The organism is Vibrio sp. KUL70, assembly GCF_059725515.1.
The window spans coordinates 1,257,974-1,278,907 of record NZ_AP045835.1 but is presented as its reverse complement, the minus strand read 5'-3'; the positions used below and the strand labels follow the sequence as shown (position 1 = coordinate 1,278,907).

At 43.2% G+C, this 20,934-nt stretch carries 17 protein-coding genes and 5 tRNA genes; 10 read left to right on the top strand and 12 right to left on the bottom strand.

Annotated elements, in window-relative coordinates:
• Window positions 1-188 precede the first annotated feature (188 nt).
• From AC6I7V_RS19650 to AC6I7V_RS19620, 7 genes are all read left to right on the top strand, one after another.
• Window positions 189-1,511, top strand: coding sequence for a PKD domain-containing protein (locus AC6I7V_RS19650; protein ID WP_498011975.1), 1,323 nt, complete (start codon window positions 189-191; stop codon window positions 1,509-1,511).
• A gap of 191 nt (window positions 1,512-1,702) precedes the next feature.
• Complete coding sequence (locus AC6I7V_RS19645; protein WP_498011974.1) at window positions 1,703-3,082, top strand: PKD domain-containing protein; 1,380 nt, start codon at window positions 1,703-1,705, stop codon at window positions 3,080-3,082.
• Between the two features lie 144 nt (window positions 3,083-3,226).
• Window positions 3,227-3,955 carry a Slam-dependent surface lipoprotein gene (locus AC6I7V_RS19640; RefSeq protein ID WP_498011973.1) on the top strand — a complete coding sequence of 243 codons (729 nt, stop codon included), beginning with the start codon at window positions 3,227-3,229 and terminating at the stop codon, window positions 3,953-3,955.
• A 54-nt stretch (window positions 3,956-4,009) separates the two neighbouring features.
• A complete protein-coding gene (locus AC6I7V_RS19635) occupies window positions 4,010-5,491 on the top strand; it encodes a surface lipoprotein assembly modifier (RefSeq protein ID WP_498011972.1) in 1,482 nt (493 codons plus the stop codon).
• A gap of 107 nt (window positions 5,492-5,598) precedes the next feature.
• On the top strand, window positions 5,599-6,444 hold the full coding sequence (gene exbB, locus AC6I7V_RS19630) for a tonB-system energizer ExbB (protein WP_498011971.1): 846 nt from the start codon (window positions 5,599-5,601) through the stop codon (window positions 6,442-6,444).
• Window position 6,445: 1 nt separating this feature from the next.
• Entirely contained in the window at window positions 6,446-6,868 is a 423-nt protein-coding gene (locus tag AC6I7V_RS19625; RefSeq protein ID WP_498011970.1) for a biopolymer transporter ExbD, read from the top strand.
• A 5-nt stretch (window positions 6,869-6,873) separates the two neighbouring features.
• Entirely contained in the window at window positions 6,874-7,845 is a 972-nt protein-coding gene (locus AC6I7V_RS19620; RefSeq protein WP_498011969.1) for an energy transducer TonB family protein, read from the top strand.
• A 151-nt stretch (window positions 7,846-7,996) separates the two neighbouring features.
• Here AC6I7V_RS19620 and dld read toward each other — a convergent pair whose 3' ends face one another.
• The 3 genes from dld to AC6I7V_RS19605 all read right to left on the bottom strand — a co-directional run bounded on the left by dld (window position 7,997) and on the right by AC6I7V_RS19605 (window position 11,286).
• Window positions 7,997-9,703 (bottom strand): D-lactate dehydrogenase, encoded by a 1,707-nt coding sequence (gene dld / locus AC6I7V_RS19615; protein ID WP_498011968.1) that lies wholly within the window; start codon window positions 9,701-9,703, stop codon window positions 7,997-7,999.
• 458 nt (window positions 9,704-10,161) lie between these two features.
• Window positions 10,162-11,064, bottom strand: a complete 903-nt coding sequence (locus AC6I7V_RS19610; protein ID WP_261883642.1) for a LysR family transcriptional regulator — start codon at window positions 11,062-11,064, stop codon at window positions 10,162-10,164.
• A gap of 148 nt (window positions 11,065-11,212) precedes the next feature.
• Window positions 11,213-11,286, bottom strand: a tRNA-Cys gene (locus AC6I7V_RS19605).
• A 284-nt stretch (window positions 11,287-11,570) separates the two neighbouring features.
• On the opposite strand from AC6I7V_RS19605, the gene AC6I7V_RS19600 reads away from it, so the two are divergent.
• Complete coding sequence (locus tag AC6I7V_RS19600) at window positions 11,571-12,359, top strand: lipase family protein (RefSeq protein ID WP_255231900.1); 789 nt, start codon at window positions 11,571-11,573, stop codon at window positions 12,357-12,359.
• A gap of 40 nt (window positions 12,360-12,399) precedes the next feature.
• Here AC6I7V_RS19600 and AC6I7V_RS19595 read toward each other — a convergent pair whose 3' ends face one another.
• The 7 genes from AC6I7V_RS19595 to AC6I7V_RS19565 form a co-directional block, all read right to left on the bottom strand.
• Window positions 12,400-12,909 carry a hypothetical protein gene (locus tag AC6I7V_RS19595; RefSeq protein ID WP_498011967.1) on the bottom strand — a complete coding sequence of 170 codons (510 nt, stop codon included), beginning with the start codon at window positions 12,907-12,909 and terminating at the stop codon, window positions 12,400-12,402.
• Window positions 12,910-13,121: 212 nt separating this feature from the next.
• Window positions 13,122-13,195 (bottom strand) — tRNA-Cys (locus AC6I7V_RS19590).
• 56 nt (window positions 13,196-13,251) lie between these two features.
• Window positions 13,252-13,338, bottom strand: a tRNA-Leu gene (locus AC6I7V_RS19585).
• Window positions 13,339-13,418: 80 nt separating this feature from the next.
• Window positions 13,419-13,506 (bottom strand) — tRNA-Gly (locus tag AC6I7V_RS19580).
• Between the two features lie 25 nt (window positions 13,507-13,531).
• A tRNA-Cys gene (locus AC6I7V_RS19575) sits at window positions 13,532-13,605 on the bottom strand.
• Between the two features lie 169 nt (window positions 13,606-13,774).
• A complete protein-coding gene (viaA, locus tag AC6I7V_RS19570; RefSeq protein WP_032552636.1) occupies window positions 13,775-15,220 on the bottom strand; it encodes an ATPase RavA stimulator ViaA in 1,446 nt (481 codons plus the stop codon).
• A gap of 12 nt (window positions 15,221-15,232) precedes the next feature.
• Window positions 15,233-16,891, bottom strand: coding sequence for an ATPase RavA domain-containing protein (locus AC6I7V_RS19565; protein ID WP_255232793.1), 1,659 nt, complete (start codon window positions 16,889-16,891; stop codon window positions 15,233-15,235).
• Between the two features lie 291 nt (window positions 16,892-17,182).
• Between AC6I7V_RS19565 and AC6I7V_RS19560 the strand changes: the two genes are divergently transcribed.
• Both AC6I7V_RS19560 and ltaE read left to right on the top strand, forming a co-directional pair.
• On the top strand, window positions 17,183-17,698 hold the full coding sequence (locus AC6I7V_RS19560) for an NUDIX hydrolase (protein ID WP_255231905.1): 516 nt from the start codon (window positions 17,183-17,185) through the stop codon (window positions 17,696-17,698).
• 9 nt (window positions 17,699-17,707) lie between these two features.
• On the top strand, window positions 17,708-18,712 hold the full coding sequence (gene ltaE / locus AC6I7V_RS19555) for a low-specificity L-threonine aldolase (protein ID WP_498011966.1): 1,005 nt from the start codon (window positions 17,708-17,710) through the stop codon (window positions 18,710-18,712).
• Window positions 18,713-19,200: 488 nt separating this feature from the next.
• On the opposite strand, the gene AC6I7V_RS19550 is transcribed toward ltaE, so the two are convergent.
• A complete protein-coding gene (locus tag AC6I7V_RS19550; protein ID WP_498011965.1) occupies window positions 19,201-19,797 on the bottom strand; it encodes a TfoX/Sxy family DNA transformation protein in 597 nt (198 codons plus the stop codon).
• A gap of 90 nt (window positions 19,798-19,887) precedes the next feature.
• A complete protein-coding gene (locus tag AC6I7V_RS19545; protein ID WP_498011964.1) occupies window positions 19,888-20,916 on the bottom strand; it encodes a porin in 1,029 nt (342 codons plus the stop codon).
• Window positions 20,917-20,934 lie beyond the last annotated feature (18 nt).

The window sequence follows — 20,934 nt, the reverse complement described above, 5'->3', positions numbered from 1 at the left end:
TAAAAAAACCACTGATATTGCCTTTCAGACTCATTTGGAATCAAACGTATCAATCAAAACCATAATAAAACGCCTTTCGGGGCGTTTTTCTTTACGGGTTTCTCATCTTGATTCGGTATACCCAATGAAATTGACATTTGCATGGCTGATTTCAAACAGCTTTGCCACTCATGATTAGGAAAAAACCGATGACTTCAAAACTAAAATGGACCTTACTTGCTGCCGCTATGCCAGCGCTTATCGCATGCGGTAGTGGGAGCAGCGACAGCAGTTCAAACTCTTCAAATAACGCAACTGTAGAAAAATCTTATGCCAAATTAGGCAAGCGTGTACGTTTAGATGCAACCCAAGGTTTAGATACCTACAACGAAAACATGACTTTCGAATGGAAGCTCACAAGCAAACCTGATGGCAGTAACGTTGCACTTAACGCAAGCAAGGCCATTTCACCTTATTTCACTCCAGATGTTGTTGGTGATTACACATTTGAACTAGAAAGTGCCGTATCTGGCACTTCAAGTACCACAAAACAAACTATTGAAGTCACTGACGCATCACAAAACGTGGCGCCAATCATCGATATTGCAACACCACCAAATGTTGCTATAACCAAATCTATCGAAATTCCGTCTAACGCCGTCGACCTTGATGGCGATGTTTTAACTTATCAATGGGCGCTTTTATCAACGCCGGATAATGCGACAATGAAACTCACGGGCAGCGCAACATCAACAGCAGTACTACTTTCTAATACAGCCGGTGACTACAAACTGAAATTAACAGTAAGCGACGGTTACGAAAGCGTTAGCCAAGAAGTGACTGTGTCTTATTCAGCAGAAAACGTTGCTCCAGTCGCTAATGCGGGTGGCGTAAAGTCTTTAGAGATGAGAGAAACAGCAACCTTAGATGGCAGCGGCAGCTACGACGGCAATGAAGATGCGATTACGTACACGTGGAAACTACTTTCTAAACCGGAAAACAGTACAGCTGAGCTGTCAGACTCTACAGTCGCGAAACCTGATTTCACACCCGACCAAGTGGGTGATTACCTCTTCTCGCTGACTGTAAATGACGGTGAATTCACCAGCGAAGCCGATATGGTTCGTTTGAGCGCGAGTGCCGCAGGCAGCAGCGAAATCATCTTTACCTTTGGAGATGAAAAAACAGTACATGCCCTACCTTACACACCGACGCCGATTATCCTAGATAAAGCCATCACAGGTGATGCACCCGAATACGTTCTAGTGGGTACTTATACTTTAGAGGCGGTTGGTAAGGACTACACCATTAGTGAAATTACTGAGATGGACTTCAGAGGTGAAGATTATGCACCGAAAATGACAGGGATAGAACTAAACCAAGTCCTACATGCAGGGGATGTGGCTTACGTGAAAATGTGGGCAAAACCGACGACTGGCACGCGAACCAACGTTGTATATTCGTTCATCCTTGATAGTGATTTCTCAAACTACATGGGCGTTGCTTACGACTTAAGTGCTGAGGCGAACTAAGTTCACTATTTTCCAAACCAAGAGCACAACCTTTCCAAGCTAAAAACCGTATCTTCCAAACTAAAACTACGAAAAGCGCGAACATTCGCGCTTTTTTTATTTTTTGATTACGGTTTTCTCTTTCTTAAACGGTATAGCAAGGAAAGGCAAAAAACGATGACTTAACATTCTAATCTCGACGGTGTATTGCAATGCATGGCTATACTTACAAGTTTCCAATAATTCTCTCTTTCGCTTTCATTACGGCGTGTAATGGAAGCGCTTCTGATTCATCGCCGACAAGCGATCCGAATAATCAAACTCCGATCGCTATCGCTGGTATCAATCAACAAGTTAAAGTTAATCAAGTCGTCCACTTAGACGGCACGCGTAGTGTTGATTATGACAACGACCTCATCTCTTATTCGTGGTCATTCTCAGAAAAACCCGCAGGAAGCGAAGCACAACTTTCCAGTTTAGAGGCCATCAAACCGACTTTCGTTGCGGATCAAATCGGTACGTATTATCTCTCGTTGGTGGTCAACGATGGCCAAGTCAACAGTCGCCCAAATCAAGTAAAAATAGTAGCTAAACCCGACCAAGACAACTCGCCACCGGTGGTCTCTCTTACCCCAACATACAGCGCTTCCCTGTCTCAATCCGTTAAGCTGTTTGACACATCCACGGATGCTGACGGCGATGAACTGTACCGTCAATGGAAAATTATCAACCAGCCAGACGGGAGTCAGCCTAACCTCAGCAAATATGAGGGCAAATACCCCGACTTAACCGCTGATGTGGCGGGTGACTATGTGGTGGAATTAACCGTCACCGATGGCCTATTATCGACCAAGGCAACCACGACTGTCACCTTTACTGAAAACCATCAAAACCGACCTCCAACTGCTAATAATACCCAAGCCATGTTGGCCATTGAAGGTATGACGGTTTCTTTCACTGCCAGTGAAAGTTATGACCCGGACGGCGACCCCCTCACCTTTAATTGGTATTTTGTGTCAAAACCGCAAGGGAGCAACGCTACTATCGCTGACCCTAGTGCTGAAACCACAAGCTTTGTGGCCGATGTGAGCGGGCAATTTGCTGTCAGTGTCGAAGTAAGTGACGGGGAGTTCACTGATTTACCTGGCAGACCTACATACGTGCGCGTTGCTTCGTTAAATGGCCCACACGCAAAAGTCTTTCTGAGAGACGAAACCGACCCGCTACTTCTACCATTCAAAGAAGATAAGAGCATAGATCTAACCAATGATACTGGACAAGTGCCTGAGTATTACACTTTAGGGTCCTATACGTTTGAGGCCGTCGAAAAAGACATCACTCTTACCGTGACGTCTGCATCCGAGCTCAAAGGCATCGTACAACCCATCATAAGAACCCCTTTCGGTGAGATCGCCGAATCTGATGTTTATGTGATTCCTGCAGGTACCCGTGAAACCCTGACTTTGCTATCTCCTCCAACACATGGCCAAACCACTCGAGTTCTGTTCGGTTTTGCTTGGAGTTTAAATGGGCCAAATGACTTTACGCTGATAGAGCGTGTTGGCGGTTACTACGATTTCACTAGCCGATAAAATTTTATAAAAAATTCGATTCGCTATTACGGTTTTCTCTTTCTTAAACGGTGTAATAGTTGAAAGCAAGCACGACATCTGTCGCGCGCACCGGGTGTTGGGTTTGCTTTTTTACTTATCATACTCAATTTAAAAGGAATCAAAATGAAACCAGTTCAACTCTCATGGATCGCGGCTGCAATGATTGGCCTTAGCCCACTTGTTCAAGCAGGTTTTGACGGTGCGATTAGCGACGACTCTCTACGCCAGGTTGGTGAATCTGAAGTTTACGTCCCACTGTTTCACTCGAAAGGTAAAGCTGGCATTGGCAGCTCAACAGGCAAGCGCGTCGATTTCGATGGACTAGCAGGTAATATCTTCAGTAGTAAAGAGCGAAATAATGTACATACTTCTGGCAGTAAGCACTTTAGTTCATCATTTTACAACTTTGCGCAAGCGGCTAACCAAGACGTATGGTTTGGTGAGTGGTATGAGGGAGACCAAGATGAAACGTATAACAACCGTACTGTTTACTATGTAGGCGACAATACTGGTACCACTGTGCCTACTTCAGGTAGCGCGACGTATAACATTACTGGTATTAACCACTTTAGCGGTAGCAACAAACTTTCAGGTACGTTTACTGCTGATTTCGCTCAACAAACACTAACAGGCGACATTGCTAATGCGTCTCTATCTATCAATGTGGATAGCACGATTGATGCAGCAAGCGCTTCGTTCAATGGTACGGCAACAGCTAACCAAGCAGGTGTGACAACTCAAGGTATTTCTCAAGGTCACTTCTTTGGCGCAGATGCAGCAACACTTGCTGGTATTGCGACTTTTGCTGGCAACTCTGATCTTGATACTGCATTCGGCGGTGCAAAAGAGTAATCACCTTCAATGGCTAAGAAGCAGCTTCGGCTGCTTCTTTTTAATGAGCACCACATGAACTCCAACACCACTCCACTTATACGTTGCCTACTATTGTCTTGCGTTTTTTCTTCACCTCTTTCTTGGTCTCAAGACACGGATACGCAGTTTCGTATTGAACAACGAGACGCCCTGTCGGCTCAAAACAAAGAACAAGCAATACTTGAAGAAGAGAACCAGCGCGAAGCTAACTCCCAAAAACCAGCCCAAACTGGAAACCAGATCGACACAAACGATGTGAATCAAGTCGCGAAAGCTCTTCATCTTGCTGTTCGTTATCGTCAATGGGTGCAAGCTAGCCAGTTACTGGAAATCTATCGACAGTTTGAACAGCCTGACCCACTGTTACTGAAATACGCTGACGGCGCAATCTCTCGAGCTAAAGGTGATCTGGAACACGCCCAACTCGCATTCGAAGACGCATTAGCCTTACAACCCAATTTTATGCCCGCGCAGTTAGAGCTAGCACGAGTCTTGTTTGAAAGTAACCAAAACCGAGATGCGCTCAATCTGTTCAATCAAATCAAATCAAAAATACCCTCACAAAATCCGAGAGCTGCTGGTGTGATTCGAACCATCGACAGCTTTACCCAAGCGCTTATTGCTCGCGACAGCTGGAACGGGTCTGTGGCGATTGGCGGTTCTTTTAATGATAACTTAAACAGCTCTTCTGAATCCTATACCTGCCTAGTGACATCCAACACAGGTCAGTGTCTCTTTGATCGTGTCACGCCTAAAAAAGAAAAAGCACATGGGATCGATTTTGAGGCGAGTATCAATAAACGTTTCTCTTTGTCTCGACACCACGGTATTCATTTACAAGGCCTAACTTATGGCACCAACTACGGGAACAACAGTGATTACAATGAACATACTTCTCGAATCGGCTTCGGATACAGTTTTCATGATCGCCTCAACAAAGTATCAATCGGCCCCTCTTTTGAACTAAGTCGTTACGCGAATAGCTCTGTTTATTTCAGCTCAGGAGCCAAGTTAGACTGGCTTAGAACAACCAGCCAAAACAGTGCCCTTAAATTCGAGTTCAAAGCCGACTATCAAGACTACATCCCAAATGTGCTCAGCTATCAAACAGACTGGCAACTGGCTTCATATCTTACTTATTGGTACCAATTTAATCATGACTTATTGTTATTCGGTGGCATAGACTGGACAGGTAAACAGAATAAAGAACAAGTCCATGCTTACGAGCTTTATGGCGGTAAAATTGGCTTGAATTCAGATGTGATTCCTTGGGTTGATCTGACACTTTTTGGATCGTTTAGACATCGTGACTACCAAGGCTTCAATAGCATTCTGAGCGAAACACGTAGAGATAAAGAGCAAAATTACGCGCTCTCTGCTTCGCTAAAAGATATCAAGTTATTCGGTGTTACCCCTTCATTGGTTTGGAATCATAAAAGAATAAAAAGCAATGTTGATTGGCTCTACACCTACCAGCAAAATGAGATCACTATCAAGTTCACTAGGCGTTTTTAAAATAATTAAAATTTCTTTACGGTTTTTTTAATTTCATTCGGTATAGGTAGCGACAACGTGGAAATTTATTCCACCAGCCTAATTCAATCCCTAGTGAGTGATACCTAATGACAACGCTTTTTTTTCGTATCGCGTCAGTGTTTTTAATGCTGACGTTTTCCCATTATTCTTTGAGTGATACGTCGATTCAACCTATCTCCGATACTGTGGTCTCAAACCAACAGATTGCCCCACCTTCAAATCCATTGATCACCCACGATCTTTCGCCAATGGGAATGTACCATGCTGCAGATTGGGTAGTTAAGTCGGTTATGATCGCTTTATTAGTCGCTTCCATTTTGAGCTGGGCAGTCTTCATTACTAAGCAGATACAGCTCGTTCTTGCTACGAAAAGAACTAAGCAACTATTAGCAACCTTAGTGACCGCAGACACTCTTCAGCATGCGGAGTCCGCTCTTACGCTACAAACAGGGCAAGAAGTCTCCGTGGTGACCGCTGCACAGCACGAAATCTATATGTCTGGTCAAGGCCCTGCGACTCATAACGGCATTAAAGAACGCGTTCAATTAAGACTTGAGCGAGTTCAAGCGGAGTTAACCCAAGACATGACGTCACTGACGGGCATTTTGGCAACCATAGGTTCAGTTAGCCCATTCGTCGGCCTATTTGGTACAGTTTGGGGAATTATGAATGCGTTTATCGGCATCGCGAAAGCCAAAAGTACGACGCTTGTCGTTGTGGCCCCTGGTATAGCTGAAGCACTACTCGCAACAGCGATCGGTTTGGTTGCCGCTATTCCTGCGGTGATGATGTATAACTATTTTTCTCGACGTATTGGACACTACAAAGCACTCCTAACAGACGTGTCTGTTGCGACCATGGTACTTGTTAGCCGAGATTGTGACCGCGATACCAATGAAGAGACGCCATCACAATTACAGCAGGTGGTGTGATATGGGATTTCAAACATCTTCAGACAGCGATGAACTGGTGGAAAACCACGATATCAACGTGACACCCTTGGTTGATGTAATGCTCGTTCTACTCATCATTGTGATGGTAGCTGCACCATTAGCTACCGTTAATGTGCCCGTCGATCTACCTTCATCTTCTGCTGAAGCCACACCTTTACCTGATGAACCTTTGTTCCTTACCGTTGGTAAGGGGCTAGATCTGACATTAGGTGAGGATAAGACTTCAACGTTAGAACAGCTACCATTTGATCTTCCGCTACTTATCGAGGACCAAAATCAGAGAATTTATCTAAGAGCTGACAAAAGCATTACCTATGACGAACTCATGAAAGTCATGAACACACTTGTACGCGCCGGATACAGCCAGATTGCGCTCGTTGGTTTAGAAACGCCGCAGGGGTAATAAGCATGAGTATTTTTGCCACCTTAAGGGTCAGATCACGTAAGCCTCGTAGACCTTGGTTTGTCGTCGGTTTTGCATTGAGTGTTGCCCTTCACTTATCTGCACTTGTTTATTACCTTTGGACACCTGAGTACGATTTTGCTCCGCCTCCGCAAGCGGCACCCATTAAGGTTACGATTGTTGCCCCTCTTGCGATGGCAAAAATGCAAGTAGAAGATACGGAGGTAGGCGAAAATCAACCTGAGATAGTTCAAGAGCAGATGATCCAAGCTGCAACGGTTGAGGAGATACAACCAATCGTCAAACCAAAACCTGTGAAAGAGCAGCCAAAATTCGTTGAGGTTGAGAAAGCAAACGCACTTTCATCAGCAATAAACCAAGAGGCCAAGCCGGAAAAAGAGACGAAAACTAAACCCGATGAGCCAAAACAGATTGCGAAAACGCCTGTACCACCTAAAAGTCGTCCAGAGCCTCCCGTTGTCAAAAAGATGAAACCTAAAGTCACCCCCGATCCCCAAAAGGCGATTGTGAAGCCCGTTCCGATTGAGAAACCGCGTCCAATCAGTGATGCTCTCAAAGACCAACAACAAATCGTGCAAACAGCAAAATCTCAACCTAATTTAATGGCTGAAAATAGCCAGCAGCAAGCGAGTGCGCTTCGGGTTGGACAACTTTCTGAAGCGGGAAAAGCGGCTAAAATTAATTGGCAGCAAGCACTTCATGCACATCTTGAGCGAGAAAAGCGTTACCCCAGAAAAGCGAAACGCATGAAGAAGAAAGGCATGCCGGTTATCAAATTTACAATGGATCGCCAAGGTAATGTGATTGACGTCGTGTTGGTTAAAAGTTCGGGTACCCTTTCGTTAGATAACGAAGCTGTCGACCTTGTTTACCGCGCTCAACCATTAATTAAACCTCCGACGAGCATAACTGGTACACGCTTAAGCCTTACTCTTCCAATCAACTTTAGCTTTTGAGTCATTTGTATTTGAAGTATTAGCATCGCAAGTTCGATCTTCAAACCCTTACTCAAACTCTCAAACGCCCAAATGCTCGAACTCAGGCGCTATAAAAAAACAAAGCCACTCGTTGAAGTGGCTTTGTTTATTATGTTTCGGTTAGAGCTCGTTAGGCACAGCAGTTACAATTGCGGCGATACTTGTCCATTTTACCGATACCTGGGTTAAAGGTATTGGTTGGATCAAGCTGATGATAGAACTTCTGTAGTGAGTTTTCCGCTTCGTACAAGTGTCCTACGTTGTGTTCCGCTGGGTATTTTGCGCCACGACTATTCAAGTGTTCTAACATCAATCGCTTCATGCGTTTTGTGTCTGTTCCCTTTTTGAAGATGTAATCTTGGTGGAAGACAAAACACATAAAGTGACCGTAATAGAGAGGCATCACAAGGTTATCTGTCACCTCTTGTGGCAGTGTTTCTAACCACTCCTTGTCGTTACGTCGTAACGCAATATCGAGTGCGACAATGTCCTCTACTTCATTTCGATGGATGGTTTCGTAACGAATCGCCGCTCCTGCTGCTGCAAAACGATTCAGGTACGCTTTCTTACCTTCTTCCGCGGTACACTCAAAGTAATCTTGGTCTGGTTCTGCTGCCCACACCTCTTTAAGGTATTTCTTAGTCTCATCAATACCGCCATCACTCATTTTGAGGATCAAGTGGTGCTCGTATTTATCACGATAATCTAGCAACCTTTGTGGTAAATGTTGCGGGAACAACTTACTCGCATAGTACAAGATCGTATCTGGCAGATGTTTACTAACAAACGGGATTCGCTCTAACGTATTTTCAACCTTGGCTTTTAAAGCAAACATTTTTGGTAAGTTGTCCGTACCAAGATGGTCGATGGACAGGAATACATCTTTGCCGTACTTCTCCGCCATATTAAAAATATCACGGTGCATGTACTCGCCCATTTCAGGCAGATTCTCAAACTGAGTCAAAAAGTCTTTGCGTAGCTGAGTGAGTTTCGCCGGATCATTTGTGCCAAGATAAAAGACCTGCTCTTTGTCAGGTACTGGGTAGCTATCAACACGTACTGCAAACACACCAAGCTTACCGGCACAACCACTGGCTTCAAACAGTCGGCGATCATCCGCATTGAATCGTGATGGAATATCAGAGGTCACGTCTCTTACGCGCTCGTCATACTCTTTGTCAGACGCCATGCGATCATCATGAACCACTTTACTTGGGTCGAAGTTACCGTCTTGAATGTTTTGCAAGATTTCTTCTGGTGTCTCGCCAAGACCATCAATGCCTAAATGGTTAACTAAATGAAGTTTGCCGTCTTTATCGACTTGAGCGAATATCGCAAGCTCAGTGTAGGCAGGGCCACGCTTCACTAACGCGCCACCTGAGTTGTTCGCGATACCCCCAACCACTGTCGCACCTAAAGAAGAAGAACCGATAACAGAGTGTGGTGCACGGTTAACCGTTTTTAGTGTTTTTTCGAGGGAGTGTAAGCTCGCACCCGGCAGACAAACCGCTTGCTTGCCACCATCAAGAAGGTGGATCTGTTTCATTTTAGTGATATTGATAACGACAACATCGCGGTCATAATCGTTACCGCTTGGTGCAGAACCTTCTGTTAAACCGGTTTTAGCAGCCTGCATAATGATGATGCAGTTAGCTTCGACACATTGCTTAATAACTTTCCACTGTTCTACCAAGGTATTTGGAAAGACAACGGCCAGTGCAGAGCCACCACCAGAGCGAAAGCCCGAACGGTAATACTTGGTTTTGATATCGTCGGTTAACACATTGTCGTCACCCACGATTACCTTGAATTGATCAATCAGCTGCTTTTGTTCCATATCCATATCTCTAATTATTATGCCCAGCCACTATAAGCAGCCTGTTATACAGCGTCTACGCTGCTGATCTCGCCAACACTATCCAACATTAGGCTTACTTACAATAAAGCTAATATTTTCAGCAATTTAACAAAAACAAATTTCAAAATTTGAGTAAGAAACAGATTGTTTCTTTATGGAAACAATATCAAAACCAAACATTAACAGCTGCGTCACACATCCAGTTATTGCAAATGCATATCTTGAAACTGCATATAATCCAGTCGCTAAGTGAGTGACTAAGCATGATATACAGAGTCGAAGATAATCAATGGGAGGAACAATTACTCAGCGACAATGTAACATCAAAGGAAATATGCAGTTGACCGTGCAATTTAGCAAAGTGAAATATCGCAAAGTAAAGTTTCGCCAAGTGAAGTGCAAAAACGTTGGGGTATTGCTAGAGACTTAAACAGTGCCTAGAACTGATGGCTGCGCTTTTGGAACCCTTGGTATAGGTGTTCAATAAAACGCTTCACCTTTTCAGGTTGCTGACGCGTATAAGGGTAAACCGCATAAATGCCTAAGCACTTGGCCGTTTGTCCTTGAAACAGTTGGATTAAACGCCCCTGCTCTAAATCCTCATGAATCAAGACTCTAGGTACGTAAATGATCCCTTGCCCTAACAAAGCCACGTTTCTTAATGCCGATGAATTATTGGTACACAGATTACCATCAACTTTGACTTGGTAGACTTCATCGCCCGCTTTAAAGGCCCACTCTTTTGCTCCAGTCTCTTGGTAGGAGTACGCCAAGCAGTTGTGTTTGACTAACTCTTGAGGGGAATCTGGCTTGCCATTTACGGCCAGATACTTAGGAGAAGCACACACGACCCAGTGTGCATCCACCAGTTTACGAGCAATCAGACTCGAGTCTGGCAGCACACCAGTTCGAATAGCAAGGTCGAAGCGATCGTTAACGATATCGACAAAGCGATTGTCGAGATCCATGTCTATGTTGATGTCTGGGTAACGTTCGTTAAATTCAGCAATCACCCCTGGTAAAATGAGCTCACCAGAGATGGTCGGTACGGTAATCTTGATGCTACCGGACAAGCTCTGACCTAAGCCAACGATCGATTCTTCTGCTGTTGCAACAGCTTGATAAACGCGTTTTGCTTGTTCATAAAACGACTGGCCCGCTTCGCTCAGCTTAATACTGCGTGTCGTTCGATAGAGAAGTTGCACACCGAGATCTTGTTCTAACTTAGCAATGCGCTTGCTCACCACCGACTTGGTCAACTGCATCTGTTTTGCTGCGCCACTAAAAGAGCCTTGCTCGATTAAGTGATAAAAGATGATGTAATCGTCGGTACTTCTCATGGACTCTCGCAAGCTTGTTGATAACAAGGTAATTTTAGGTGCTTTTAATTAAAAAAGCTGACCCTAATCTCACACTTGTTCAGCTCGGAGCACAAAGTTTAGATATAAAAAAAGCCAGCATAGCTGACCAATCTGAGTGATAGTGAAATGGAGGCGCCTCCCGGAGTCGAACCGAGGTCCACGGATTTGCAATCCGCTGCATAGCCACTCTGCCAAGGCGCCTTTGAGCTTTATTGTTATCTTAGGGAGCTTGTATAAAACCATGCCCTATAACAATTGTGCCGTGTTCTTACACGCTCTGTGCGAGAACGGGACGTACTATAACGCCTATAAAAATAGAGTCAACCGCTGCCTAAACTTTACTGTCTCATTCGTTGATGCTTTAAGCTAATGTTGAACAAAATAAGCACACAAACCCCCAAAAGCTAAATTCTTCGTATTAGTTTTCATGGATACTTCACAATTGCTCACTAAGGTAAGAAACAAAGGGAAAATTGGAATCAAGTTTGAAACCACTTAAAAGATACCAATATGAAAGGTATGCCGTTTTGTGCAATCTCGCCTACCCGAGAGTGTTTAGACATACACGCTATGGGTTTGACCCAAACGGACAACGAATCATCAAAAATCAATTTGGCAAAACCATGATCCGAGTATTGTGGAGTGAAGCAGAAACAGAGGTGATTGTGGTGCTTAAAGGGTCTCATAGCCTCAGTGATTGGCTGATGAACTTTGCGTTATGGACAAGAAGCTGTAAATCTATTGGACTCAACTACCGAATCCACGCAGGGTTTTATCATCTTTTGTTTCAAGAGAGCCAACCCAGTAGAAACGACGATACACTCGGCGCTTCAGTCTTCGAGCGTTTAGACACTACACTCGCGCCACTGATCGAAAAAGGCAAGCGCGTTACCATCACCGGCCACTCTTCCGGTGGAGCTATTGGCTGCGTTTTCGCTGATTACCTGAATCACAAATACCCAAAGAGCATTAAACGTGTCGTGACGTTTGGCCAACCAGCGATTGGCAACTGGCAATTCAAGCAGCGCTATTCTCTTAACAAGAAGACTTATCGCATCTGCTGTGATTTAGACATCGTGACTTTCATGCCACCCATTCCCCTTGTCTATTGGCATGCAGGCAGAATGCTCTGGCTTTACAACGGTCGAATCTATGAGAACACCCCAACCCTAATTCGCTTTGGGCGCTCACTGCTCAGTTGGGTTATTCGTCCCTTCTCGTATCACTTAATGAGTAAGTACATTCGCAACAAAGATTTTTTTGATCAGAGGTAAATACATAATTGCCCTACGCGATTCTAAGTGTTGTCACTGCTTAACAGTTGATCGACGCGTAGTAGATATCTGAATGAGTAGTAAACTCAAACATAAATTGATATGTCTTGCCATGGCTGTCTGACACAGAGATCATCAGTTGATTCGGCTGGTCAGTAAGCTGGAAAGCATTTGACGAGTACCAAGTGCGATACACTCCATCATTTAAATACTTCGACGTTAAAGTCAGCGATTCAGATTCCTCATTTAATTGAACGTCATTACTGACAACGGTATTTAGCTTCAAATGGTCACTGTCCTGTGAAGACTCTAATCCAAAGTTCACTATCAATGTCTTTTCTGAGGACAAGCTAGGATAAACTCGTACTGTGATATCGTCGACGGTCTGCTCAAGAGCGTCATATTTCGCTTTGTGATAACCACACCCAGAACTTGCTGTCTCTGCTTGCCCAGCTTGCACAATCGGCTTGTAGTAGTCTCGTGTTGTTGGATAAAGCACACAACCGGTTAACATGGTAATCAATGATACTGATACGAGTTTTCTGAACATTCACTATTCCTTTTCTTGATAACCCAACAATTATGAACAGTGTTTTATTATAGTGCTCGATTTCATTACACACGCTTACAAGCGAGAGGTTTTGAAACACGTTATTTAAAAAACTAAGAAATGACTGATTCAGTAACTTAAGTGAGGCAAAACAAGCTCATGGAAATTTAGATACAAAAAAACCAGTCACTAGGACTGGTTTGATTGAATAATGGAGGCGCCTCCCGGAGTCGAACCGAGGTCCACGGATTTGCAATCCGCTGCATAGCCACTCTGCCAAGGCGCCTTAAATTGGTTGTCGTAGTCTAAGGTAACTACGTGTCTCTTTGGAAGAGAAATAGATGGTGCCCCGGGCCGGACTTGAACCGGCACAGCGCGAACGCCGAGGGATTTTAAATCCCTTGTGTCTACCAATTCCACCACCAGGGCACGCAATTCTTTATTGCGATGCCGTTACGATTCGTAAACACCATCTTAATGTCGAAGTGAATCAACATTACAAAATTTTGAGCGAAACACGAGCTTCCCTATCTTCAAGGCTTAAGGCGTGGCCTCAACCTTGGCAAGGTTGCGCTCCACCAGCTGAGCTAGTCTCGCATAGTATTCAAACTCGAGGTTTGAATGGAGGCGCCTCCCGGAGTCGAACCGAGGTCCACGGATTTGCAATCCGCTGCATAGCCACTCTGCCAAGGCGCCTTTTTATTTCAACACGTTAGGATGTTGTCCCGCTGTGTTCGGGTGCTTACTTTACGGATTGAGAAAGGATAGTCAAATAAAAATGTGCATTTAAATTCTGTTTGCTGACATTTAAATCAAATTGCTGCACCTTCCACCTATTCAGACAGAAATCGTACAGCAATTTACATCACCATTTTTTCATTAAACGCCCAACGAGACTTGGATGGTACGACCAACAGTGGTCAAACATACTCATTAATTGAGGGTTGCCGTACTTAGAAAGGCTCACAGCGTGGAAGCGGTTCTTGTGTTGTTTCAATTTCTCAACCTGCGCAATCATCTCATCAGACTGCTTAGGCGCAATAAAGTCAGAAAGCACAACCAAATCTGCGTTCTTGTACTTATCGCCCATCATAAGATCAATCGACTTCATTAACACAGGCTCTAGATCGGTACCGCCGTGGAATGAGTAACTTAAGAAGTCACTCGCTTCACGCAATCCGTCCTGCCGAGTTAACTCATAAGTGATTTGCTCTGAAGAGAACAGAATTACGTAACAATCGCGCTCTTCCGCCAAAGCAATTTGCATCAGAGCATAAGCCATAGCTTTAGCCGATTGCTCAGGGAATCCGCTCATTGAGCCAGAGGCATCAACACAGACGATAAACGGCCCTTTTTCGATGTCGACATTCTTAGCATCTGGCTTTTGCGCTTTCACTTTTCTTAAAGTTCGAGATTTACCTTGAGAGCGGTAACTCAATAAACGCTTATCAGCTAAATGCTTGTAGAAGATAACTTCTAGTTCTGGGTAAGCCAAAAACATGGTCTCATTTGGCAGCATCTTATTGAGGTCGTCACTTTCGTGAATACCAACAATATCATCTACCGCTTCATCGGCTTTCTCTTCCACCATTTGAAGCTCTTCAACCGGTGCTTTATGCAGTGAAGGATCATCTTCTAACCCGGCCATACGGCCAAGCTTCTCAGCAATCTCTTGAAGCCCTTTGTGCTTGTTGAGGAACTCTGCATGACGCTTCATTACAGTAAGGTCGGTTTTACTCAGCTTAGCCGACGCCATATCCCACAATCGCCCTACACTGCCTTCGTCGCCAGATTCCGTCACTTTGTCCATGTTTTTCATGGTTTCCATACGTTGGTAAAGATCTGCAAGCACTTTCTCTTTGCTTGCTTCAAGCTCAGTCACCTGAGCTTGTTTGATCGCTTCAGACAGGGCTTGATACCACTGGTCACAGAAGTAATGCGGGAACATGGCGTTGTACACACCCTTGTTGTGTTCAAGCAGACGGCGAGCTTGCAGATAAAACGCAGAGTGCCACTCCAGCTTTTTGATCACCGAATCGATCTCTTCAAAAAACTGCTCTTCATTCCAGTGAATCACCTCTTGGTAGAGGGCAATTTCTTGTTGGAATCGATCGGTTTCGCAGACTTTGGTGACGCGTTTTTTTACCTTGCCACGCCACTTAACTAAATGGTTTTTAACAGAGGTTTTTACGCCTTTGTTCTCCGCCGCCATCATCACTTGCGAGCGGGCCAATAAGTCATTCATTGCAGTATCAATGATGCCAGAGTCTGCCACCATTAAAGCCAGATTTAATCCGTCTGCTCCTAACATGTAATGCCCCCCTTACTCGAAGTATTGGCTCATGAACTTGATACGCTGAACGATCTTACTGCTCTTAACTTGTGTAGTTTCAAGATCTTGAGTGATGGATTGCAAGCTTGCCTCCATCGCCTTCGGTAATTCAGGGTCAATAAAGTTATGTGGTAGCGCGCCATGGAAATCTGAGCGCACTTTTTTAAGGTTAAATTCTGCATCTTGAAGTTGTTTAAGCGCGGCTTCTGCACCCGTTAACCATTTGTCGTATAGCTCTTTGTCCAGGCCATCAGACGTCACGACGCTCACTAACACTGAACGGTTAGCAATATCTTTGATAACAAGTTGGTTGGATGCATCTAAATCCAGCTTCAGGCGACATAGGTTTTTGTTTTCATTTACATAACCATAGATGTCACCGTGACCTTCTTTGATCACGCGGTCGAAGTCGTCTTTCGCAACGTAAACCCAGCGACTGTCGCCCTTTTCAGACTCAGATACTGACATATTGCTTTGCAACAGCACCAATTTCACTAGATTGTAGGCACTACCTACGCTGTACATTTTGGCGTTTTTGATATCGTGCTGGTAAATGTCTTTACGCAGTAGACCGCTACTCGTTTCCATCGAAAGAGACACAGACAGCGTAGATTCTACGTCCGCTTGAATCTCTTCTAATTCTTCACGTGCTAGCTCAATTTGGTGTTTCGATTCTTGTTGGTCAAACGCTCGGTTCAACGCAAAATCGTTAACGACACTACGAACCACGTCACGAGATTCTGGGCTATGCCATAGGCAGTCTTGAAGTAGCATGATATCAAGTGGATTCACGGTATCACGCCCACTGAAGAAGGCACTTGCTTTAAGCAGTTTAACGGCTTTCTTCCAACGACGGTCAGACACGTAAAGTTCTGAGTCTGACATTACACCGCCCTGCTTCTTCACTGTCTCTTCAAGCATGGTTTTAAGCTCATAAAGCTTGTCGAAAGCGTTATCGTTAAGCTCTAGACGATCCAGCTCTTTCTGCCATTGGTGATACTCAATATCTGTGATGGCAAGACCCGGTGGAATAGTCGCTTCTTGAGGTGTACCCGTGGTTAGCATCGACTTAAAGTTTTGCTTATTCTGGATACGATTAACGAACACGCGCACCAACATACGGTCGTAAAGTGCCTCTAGGCCGCTGTCTTCATCTGGTAATTCGTTAGATGCCGAAACCAGCAGTCGCATCGGAACACGTTCGATATCGCTGCCGTTTTTAAAGGTTTTTTCGTTAACAACGGTCAATAGCGTATTAAGGATTGCCGGACCTGCTTTCCAAATCTCATCAAGGAAAACAACCTGAGCTGTTGGCAAGTAACCTTCGGTTAAACGCACGTAACGACCATTGTCTTTCAATTCTTGAATACTCAACGGGCCAAAAACTTCTTCTGGGGTTGAGAAGCGCGTCATCAAATATTCGAAGTAGCTACTGTTATCGAAAGCTTGTATTAAACGTTTCGCGATCAAACTTTTCGCGATACCCGGAGGACCAAGCAAGAAAACACTTTCGCCTGCAAGCGCAGCAAGTAAACAAAGTTTAATGGTGTCTTCACGTTCATAGACACCGTCAGATAAGGCTTGGGCAAGCTTGTTAATGCGTTCGGAGAGTAATGCTTTGTCAGCATGGGAGGATACAGAAGGATTCATCACAGCAAAACTCCGGAAACTTTCAAGATAATTAAGAGTGTAGATATGTTTTTATACATTTGTTAGCACTTTGTTACAAGTGTATTTTATTGTTGAGTAGCATTTATATCAGATGGTTAGATTGGTAATTTTGCTGTAATCAAAGATTCCAATTTTGAGAATAGAGTCACAATGTGTGATGAGTTGCAGGAAACACATTCAGAATTTTTCTTTTATTTTCGACATATTTGGCGTTAAGGTGGTCAACGTCTTATATGTCCGGCAATTGGCAAGGAAAGTGACTACCACTCCATGAAAACAATAATCCACAAATGGAAAAGCATCTCATTAATAGAAGAGGATGTTAAATTACCCACCGGGTCCTTAATTACTCACACCACGATTCAACACCCTGGCGCAGCAGTCATACTTCCCATCACGTCCAATGGAAAGGTCATTCTCATTAATCAATTTAGACCTTCGTTAAAAAAATGGCTGTTAGAGCTCCCAGCAGGCACGATGGAACAAGGTGAAACACCTTTAGATTGTGCGAAGCGAGAACTCGAAGAAGAGACTGGTTATAGTGCTGATCAATTTCAGAGTTTGGGGCAAGTGACTCCACTCGCTGGTTTCTGTGATGAGATCCAGCATCTATTCGTCGCATCAGAGCTCAACCTGACCACACGCTTTAGCTGTGATGATGACGAAGTGATTGAAGTGCTCGAACTGACTGTTGAAGAGCTTCAACAAAAAATTCGTAACGATCAAATTACCGATACCAAAACTATCGCGTGTTTAAGTAAAGCCCAACTTTGCGGCTACCTATAGGAGAGAAATATGGACTTTCGTTCTGATACCGTCACCAAACCAAGTCAGGCTATGCGCCAAGTTATGGCTAATGCAGAAGTTGGCGACGATGTTTACGGTGATGACCCGACTGTAAATGACTTAGAACAGTGGGCCGCCGAAGAGGCAGGTTTTGAAGCCGCCATGTTCACTTCATCGGGCACGCAAGCCAACCTTCTTGGATTGATGGCACATTGTGGCCGCGGTGATGAATACTTGTGTGGGCAGCAAGCTCACAACTATAAATATGAAGCGGGAGGTGCCGCAGTTCTCGGTTCAATTCAGCCACAGCCGATCGAGAACAACCCAGACGGTACTCTAGACTTTCGCAAACTCGAAAGTGCAATCAAACCTGACGACAGCCACTTCGCTCGCACAACACTTTTGAGCTTAGAAAACACCATCAACGGTAAAGTGTTACCACTCTCCTACTTGGTAGAAGCTCGTGAGTTTACCAACAAGCACGGTTTAAAACTGCATTTAGATGGTGCTCGTGTTTACAACGCAGCGGTAGCATTAGATGTCCCTGTTAAAGAGATCGCTCAACACTTTGACTCAATGACCATCTGTTTATCTAAAGGTCTAGGTGCTCCGGTTGGATCACTACTTCTAGGCAGCAAAGAGTATATCGCTAAAGCACGTCGCCTAAGAAAAATGGTGGGTGGTGGTATGCGTCAAGCCGGTATCTTGGCGGCAGCAGGTAAAATGGCGCTTACAGAAAACGTGGCGCAACTGAAAACCGACCACAAAAATGCAAAAGATCTCGCAATTGGCCTTAGCGAACTGCCAGGCTTCTCTGTAAACACCGACTTTGTTCAAACTAACATCGTATTCGCCAAGCTAGATGACAGTGTCGATATCACTGCAATCGCAAATAAACTGGCAACAAAAGAGATCACGATTACACCAAGCAAACCAATCCGCTTTGTGACACACCGTGATATCTCTAGCGAAGACATCGCTCGATTCCTCACAGAGCTTAAATCAGCACTTTAGTTAGCGGCTACGCTCCCAATAACTGAATACAACCCTATGTTGCTAGTAGCATAGGGTTTATAAGCAACAAGTTTTTGTTACAAAGATCGTAAGAAATAACGTACTAACGTAAGACTTGGACACTTATATTAAAACTTTAGTGTACAATATAGAAATCTAATTATAACAAAACAAATGTTCGTAATATAATCGATCTTTATTTTTGGATAAACACAATATACACAAGAACATTAATATAATTCAGTAACTTATTTATCGCCACTTTACGGGAAATCGAATTTTTAATACCCTTCACTCTGGATGAAATTTATTTATAATATATTTTAACTTGTTCAAGATTATAAAAATAAGAATAGATAAGAACGATAAATATCCACGGAGAAACTTTCTTTTTTACCTTGGCCAAAATATTGTGTCTATCTAACTTATCAAATCACGCAAACTAGCCTAACTCTATATTGGAAAAATCATGAACTTTAACTAAACATTCAAATACCATCGACTTGTATAATCGCTGAATGAAAACCATTCCACAGCTCTTCTTGTCTTAGTTTTGGTACAACTGACCAATGACAACCGACTATAGCACCTTCCAAAGAAAACAGAAATTGTGAGCTTACTTTAATATTTTGACTTTGATAGATAGCAATACATGCTGATAAAGATCCCATACATTTGAGTGACTCGACACTATTGATACCTGCTTTACGTAAGAGACGTTCAGTAGATACTCTCAAGTTAGGAAGATCTCTAATCCTAACACGCTTAGGAGTCATATTTTTTTCACAATTACTCACAACACTTTGGATTAGCAAAGAGAAATAACTGCTATTCTCAACATCTACAGGAAAATAATTCGTTATGATAGTACTCCCTAGTTTAGTATAAGAGTAAGGTTTTACTCCTCTACACATAAAGTGCAATTTAAGATGCCCTTCACATTTCAAATAAAAGGTATCGTTTATTATTTTTCCTACAAAAAAGTTATCTAAAAACACCCCATAACTACCGAATATAGTAGTATATGATACTTCTCCAAAGTTATCTAATACTGAAGTGCACTTTAATATAAATCTACTTTTCACTAAAAAATCACACTAAAAGTAACTGAATATTTTCATATTATTTTATATAAAGCCGCCTAAAAATAGGCGGCTACACTATAGATTATACTTTTACCAGTAAAATCTAGCACCAGCGGCAAAATTATTAACGCTATCAACAGTCTGAGGCTTAATCATTCTGTCATCGTTATTGTAACCAAACGTGGTTCCATTTCCATATCCATATTCGACATATGTTCTGAATTTATCATCAAACTTGTATTCAGAACCCAAATAGATTACTTTACTATCATCAATAAACTCCCCGTTAACTCCGGATAAGTCGTGGGCAGTCAGCTCATATCCGGTATAAATACTGGTTTTCTCCGTAACTTTATACTTACCTGCTAATGAGTATCCGTTTTCTTTTATTTTTGCAGAGCTTAAATTAGTCGACAAATTAGAGTGGAAATAAGTAAAGCCTACTAGTAAGTCATCACGATTATATTCGGCCGTTAATTGATAAAATTCATTTTTTATTTGCGTTGGAGCAACAGTTCCAATCAAGTCAGATGTTGAATTATAATCTTTATTAAAACCTACCCCTGCATGTAAGTCTAAATCACCAATAGAAGTCCCTGTGTAAACTTCATATAAGTCTTGGTTCTTTTCGTTCTCATTTAAACCGACACCAACTTTGATCCAATAGTTGTCACTGTCATATGAGTACTTAACTTGAGAATCATGTAAAGCGCCATTTAGAGTGCTATATCTTAACGCAGAACCACCAAAGAAATACGAATAATCCGCACCATATACATCGTCAGAGATAGTCCACTGTTTACCTAGTTTAACTGTGCCGTATTGACTGCTAAAACCCAAGATATGCTGTCTTACATTAACATCAGAATTATCACGTAATCCAAATTCCACTTTACCTAAGACGTCAATATTGTTTGATAGTGCATATGTACCATTAACTCCAGCTCGAGAGGATCCGGAACTTAAGTCTGCTTTATGATCATTGTTGTCTAAAAATTTCAATTCCGTACGTAGTTGACCATAAAAATTTACAGTTCCTTCATCAGAGTTGTAAATTTCAACAGCATTTACTGTTGCACTGCTAGATAATATAGCGATTGCAATAAGTGATTTTTTCATTTATCAAACCATTTTTAG

What these genes read in the sequence shown, in the direction of transcription:
- viaA (WP_032552636.1), bottom strand. Translation starts at nt 15,220, where the DNA reads ATGTTAGGAGCAGACGGATTAAATCTGGCTTTAATGGTGGCAGACTCT.
- AC6I7V_RS19560 (WP_255231905.1), top strand. Translation starts at nt 17,183, where the DNA reads ATGAAAACAATAATCCACAAATGGAAAAGCATCTCATTAATAGAAGAG.
- exbB (WP_498011971.1), top strand. Translation starts at nt 5,599, where the DNA reads ATGACAACGCTTTTTTTTCGTATCGCGTCAGTGTTTTTAATGCTGACG.
- dld (WP_498011968.1), bottom strand. Translation starts at nt 9,703, where the DNA reads ATGGAACAAAAGCAGCTGATTGATCAATTCAAGGTAATCGTGGGTGAC.
- AC6I7V_RS19625 (WP_498011970.1), top strand. Translation starts at nt 6,446, where the DNA reads ATGGGATTTCAAACATCTTCAGACAGCGATGAACTGGTGGAAAACCAC.
- AC6I7V_RS19595 (WP_498011967.1), bottom strand. Translation starts at nt 12,909, where the DNA reads ATGTTCAGAAAACTCGTATCAGTATCATTGATTACCATGTTAACCGGT.
- AC6I7V_RS19565 (WP_255232793.1), bottom strand. Translation starts at nt 16,891, where the DNA reads ATGAATCCTTCTGTATCCTCCCATGCTGACAAAGCATTACTCTCCGAA.
- AC6I7V_RS19610 (WP_261883642.1), bottom strand. Translation starts at nt 11,064, where the DNA reads ATGAGAAGTACCGACGATTACATCATCTTTTATCACTTAATCGAGCAA.
- AC6I7V_RS19635 (WP_498011972.1), top strand. Translation starts at nt 4,010, where the DNA reads ATGAACTCCAACACCACTCCACTTATACGTTGCCTACTATTGTCTTGC.
- AC6I7V_RS19545 (WP_498011964.1), bottom strand. Translation starts at nt 20,916, where the DNA reads ATGAAAAAATCACTTATTGCAATCGCTATATTATCTAGCAGTGCAACA.
- AC6I7V_RS19620 (WP_498011969.1), top strand. Translation starts at nt 6,874, where the DNA reads ATGAGTATTTTTGCCACCTTAAGGGTCAGATCACGTAAGCCTCGTAGA.
- AC6I7V_RS19650 (WP_498011975.1), top strand. Translation starts at nt 189, where the DNA reads ATGACTTCAAAACTAAAATGGACCTTACTTGCTGCCGCTATGCCAGCG.
- ltaE (WP_498011966.1), top strand. Translation starts at nt 17,708, where the DNA reads ATGGACTTTCGTTCTGATACCGTCACCAAACCAAGTCAGGCTATGCGC.
- AC6I7V_RS19645 (WP_498011974.1), top strand. Translation starts at nt 1,703, where the DNA reads ATGCATGGCTATACTTACAAGTTTCCAATAATTCTCTCTTTCGCTTTC.
- AC6I7V_RS19640 (WP_498011973.1), top strand. Translation starts at nt 3,227, where the DNA reads ATGAAACCAGTTCAACTCTCATGGATCGCGGCTGCAATGATTGGCCTT.